Raw genomic sequence first — 4,316 nt, forward strand, 5'->3', positions numbered from 1 at the left:
CGGACGAAAAAAAGCCGCTCCGGAGAGCGGCTTCTCGATCGGGCGAGCGGGCGGTTGTCCTGCCCGCAGCCTGACCGGCTGCGCGTTGCAGACAGCCGGTCGGGCTACCCCTGTCAGTCGTCGAGCAGCGACAGGTCGCGCACGGCGCCCTTGTCGGCCGACATGACCAGCTTCGCGTAGGCCTTCAGCGCAGCCGACACCTTGCGCGGACGCGGTTGCGCCGGCTTCCAGCCCTTCGCGTTCTGCGCTTCGCGGCGACGCGCCAGTTCCTCGTCCGACACCAGCACGTCGATCGTGCGGTTCGGGATGTCGATGCGGATCTTGTCGCCGTCGCGCACGAGGCCGATCGCGCCGCCCGCTGCCGCTTCCGGCGAGCAGTGGCCGATCGACAGGCCCGACGTGCCGCCCGAGAAACGGCCGTCCGTCAGCAGCGCGCATGCCTTGCCGAGCCCCTTCGACTTGATGTAGCTGGTCGGGTAGAGCATTTCCTGCATGCCAGGGCCGCCCTTCGGGCCTTCGTAGCGCACGATCACCACGTCGCCGGCCTTGACCTTGTCGTTCAGGATGTTTTCGACCGCTTCATCCTGCGATTCGGTCACGTGCGCCGTGCCTTCGAACACGAGGATGCTCTCGTCGACGCCAGCCGTTTTCACCACGCAGCCGTCGACCGCGATGTTGCCCGTCAGCACGGCGAGGCCGCCTTCCTTCGAGAACGCGTGCTCGTACGAGCGGATGCAGCCTTCGGCGCGATCGACGTCGAGGCTCGGCCAGCGCGTGTTCTGGCTGAACGCGACCTGCGTCGGGATGCCGGCCGGGCCGGCCTGGTAGAACGTGCGGACCGCGTCGTCCTGCGTGCGGACGATGTCCCACTGGTCGAGCGCATCCTTCAGCGACGGCGTGTGCACGGTCGGCACGTCGGTGTGCAGCTTGCCGGCGCGGTCGAGTTCGCCGAGGATCGCCATGATGCCGCCTGCGCGGTGCACGTCCTCGATGTGGTACTTGTTCGTGTTCGGCGCGACCTTGCACAGCTGCGGCACGACGCGCGACAGGCGGTCGATGTCCTTCATCGTGAAGTCGATGCCGGCTTCCTGCGCGATCGCCAGCAGGTGCAGGATCGTGTTGGTCGAACCACCCATCGCGATGTCGAGCGTCATCGCGTTCTCGAACGCCTTGAAGCCCACCGAGCGCGGCAGCACGCGTTCGTCGTCCTGCTCGTAGTGCTGGCGGGTGAGTTCGACGATGCGACGGCCGGCGCGCTTGAACAGTTGCTCGCGATCGGCGTGCGTAGCCACCACCGTGCCGTTGCCGGGCAGCGACAGGCCGAGCGCTTCGGTCAGGCAGTTCATCGAGTTCGCGGTGAACATGCCCGAGCACGAACCGCAGGTCGGGCAGGCCGAGCGCTCGACTTCGGCGACTTCGGCGTCGGAATACGACGGGTCGACGGCGATCACCATCGCGTCGACGAGGTCGAGCTTCTTCACTTCGATCGCCTTGGTGACCGGGTTCGCGAGGCGCGTCTTGCCCGCTTCCATCGGGCCGCCCGACACGAAGATCACCGGAATGTTGAGGCGCATCGCGGCCATCAGCATCCCCGGCGTGATCTTGTCGCAGTTCGAGATGCAGACCATTGCGTCCGCGCAGTGCGCGTTCACCATGTATTCGACCGAGTCGGCGATGATGTCGCGGCTCGGCAGCGAATACAGCATGCCGTCATGGCCCATCGCGATGCCGTCGTCGACCGCGATCGTGTTGAATTCCTTCGCGACGCCGCCGGCAGCCTCGATCTCGCGCGCGACGAGCTGGCCGAGATCCTTCAGGTGCACGTGCCCGGGTACGAACTGGGTGAACGAGTTGACGACCGCGATGATCGGCTTCGAGAAATCGTCGTCTTTCATGCCGGTGGCGCGCCAGAGCGAACGCGCACCTGCCATGTTGCGGCCAGCGGTGGAGGTTTTGGAACGGTAAGTGGGCATTGTCGTTGCTGAAGAAATATCGCGGGAAAAGGGTGGAGGCACGGGAATAAAGGCCTCTCTCGCGCCCGTGCGAACAACCTCTTGAGCTGCGCCCTGGGCAAACCGGACGATTATCCCACAGCCGCCGCGGGTGTGGCGCTCATGGGGCCGGCAACCGGCGCGGGCGGCATGCCTGGCGCGGAACGCTCGGGCACTTGAGGGGCACCCACGCGACCGGCCCGGGAGAAGGCCGGATCGCGTGTCGATCGCCAATGAATGCGCAATCCGGCCCCGCGCTTCGCGATCAGTCGAGCAGCGCCAGGATCTCGTCGTACAGCGGCTTCGGAATCCGCACGCCGTTCGCGACGCTGCGCGCGCGGGCGTCGAAGCGGCGTTGCGACGGCAGCCGTGCACCTTGCGCGACGATCGATTCGAACATCCGCTCGCCGCGGGCGAGCCCCGTGTCGAGATCGTCACCGAGGAACACCTTCGGGTCGAACGCGATCACGAGTTCGCCATGGCACGGCGTCGCGCCGACGCCTTCGTCGAAGTCCATCGACTCGCGGCTCGTCATGTCGCCGATCAGCGCGCCGCCGAGCAGCTCGACCATCGCCGCGAGCGCCGAACCCTTGTGGCCGCCGAACGTGCGCATCGCGCCCTGCAGCGCGGCCTTCGGATCGGTGGTCGGCCGGCCGTCGGCGTCGATGGCCCATTCCGGCGGAATCGCCTTGCCTTGCTTCGCGTGCAGCTCGATGTCACCGCGCGCGATCGCGCTCGTCGCGAAATCGAACACGAACGGCACGCCGCCCGGGCGCGGCCACGCGAACGCGATCGGGTTCGTGCCGAACACCGGCTCCTTGCCGCCTTCCGGCGCGACCCAGCTGTGGCTCGGATTCATCGCGATGCCGACCAGCCCTTCGGCCGCGATCGCTTCGACTTCCGGCCACAGCGCGGAGAAGTGGTAGCAATGGTTGATCGTCATCGCAGCGATACCGTGCTGCTTTGCCATCTCGACGAGCACCGGCAGGCCCGTTTCGAAGCTCAGCAGCGAGAAGCCGCGATGCGCGTCGACCGAGACGATCGACGACGACAGCCGGCGCAATGTCGGCACGGCTTGCGGATCGACCTTGCCCTTCTTCAGCGAACGCACGCAGACGAGCAGCCGGTACACGCCGTGCGAATGGCATTCGTCGCGCTGGCCCTGCGTGATCACGTTGGCGATGGCCCGCGCATGCGCGTCGGACATCCCGTGGTGCGTCAGCACGCGCAGCGCGAGCGCGTGGACTTCATCGAGCGACAGAACGATTTCGTCGGTGGATGCGGACATGTCACGCCTCCCGCGGCGCGGGCACGCCGTCAATGCGTTGCGGCACGTTCAGCGGGTTGTCGTTGCGGATCGCGTCCGGCAGCAGCGCATCCGGCAGGTCCTGATACGACACGGGGCGCAGGAAGCGCTCGATCGCGCGCGCGCCGACCGACGTCGTGCGCGTGTCGGACGTGGCCGGGAACGGGCCGCCGTGCACCATTGCGTGGCCGACCTCGACGCCCGTGCCGAAGCCGTTGACGAGAATGCGGCCGGCCTTGCGCTCGAGCATCGGGCGCTGCGCGGCGAACAGTGCGGCGTCGCCGTCGGCGAGATGCGCGGCGATCGTCAGCTGGCCCTCGAGCGACTTCAGCACGCGATGCAGCGTGTCGGCGTCCGGGCAACGCACGATCAGCGACGCGGGGCCGAACACTTCGTCGCGCAACTCGGGATGCGTGATGAAAGCGTCGGCCGAGGTCGCGAGGAGTGCGGCGCGGGCCTGCAGACCGTTGCCTTCGGCGCCTTGCGCGAGCAACTCGACGGCTGCGTGATCGCGCAGCGCCGCGACGCCTTGCTCGTAGCTGGCGTGGATGTGCGGCGTCAGCATGGTTTGCGCGGGCGCTGCACGCACCGCAGCGGCGGCCGTTTCCTCGAACGCGCGCAGCGCGGGCCCGTCGACGGCGAGCACCAGGCCCGGGTTCGTGCAGAACTGGCCGGCGCCGAGCGTGAGCGATGCAACGAACTGCGGCGCGATCGCATCGTGGCGCGCGTCGAGCGCGGCGGGAAACAGCAGCACGGGATTGATCGAGCTCATTTCCGCATAGACGGGAATCGGCTCGGGGCGCGCGGCCGCGATGTGCATCAGCGCGACGCCACCGCGGCGCGAGCCGGTGAAGCCGACGGCCTTGATACGCGGATCGGCGACGAGCGCCTGGCCGATCTCGCGCGACGCGTCGAACAGCAGCGAGAACACGCCGGCCGGCATCCCGCATTCGCGCGCGGCCTGCTGGATCGCTCGGCCGACGAGTTCCGACGTGCCCGGGTGTGCCGAATGCGCCTTG

The 4,316-nt window shown here is 68.0% G+C and carries 3 protein-coding genes; all 3 read right to left on the minus strand.

What is annotated here, in order from left to right:
- Positions 1–113: 113 nt before the first annotated feature.
- Entirely contained in the window at positions 114–1,973 is a 1,860-nt protein-coding gene (gene ilvD, locus JYJ84_RS29680; protein WP_122949438.1) for a dihydroxy-acid dehydratase, read from the minus strand.
- A gap of 283 nt (positions 1,974–2,256) precedes the next feature.
- The gene (locus JYJ84_RS29685) at positions 2,257–3,279 is read right to left on the minus strand and encodes an Ldh family oxidoreductase (RefSeq protein WP_175222562.1); all 1,023 of its coding nucleotides are present in this window, start codon (positions 3,277–3,279) and stop codon (positions 2,257–2,259) included.
- 1 nt (position 3,280) lies between these two features.
- Positions 3,281–4,316 (minus strand): aldehyde dehydrogenase family protein (locus tag JYJ84_RS29690; protein ID WP_205189842.1); only part of this gene is annotated, 1,036 nt, incomplete at its 5' end.

This window comes from Burkholderia sp. LMG 13014, from assembly GCF_905232215.1.
Lineage (GTDB): Bacteria > Pseudomonadota > Gammaproteobacteria > Burkholderiales > Burkholderiaceae > Burkholderia.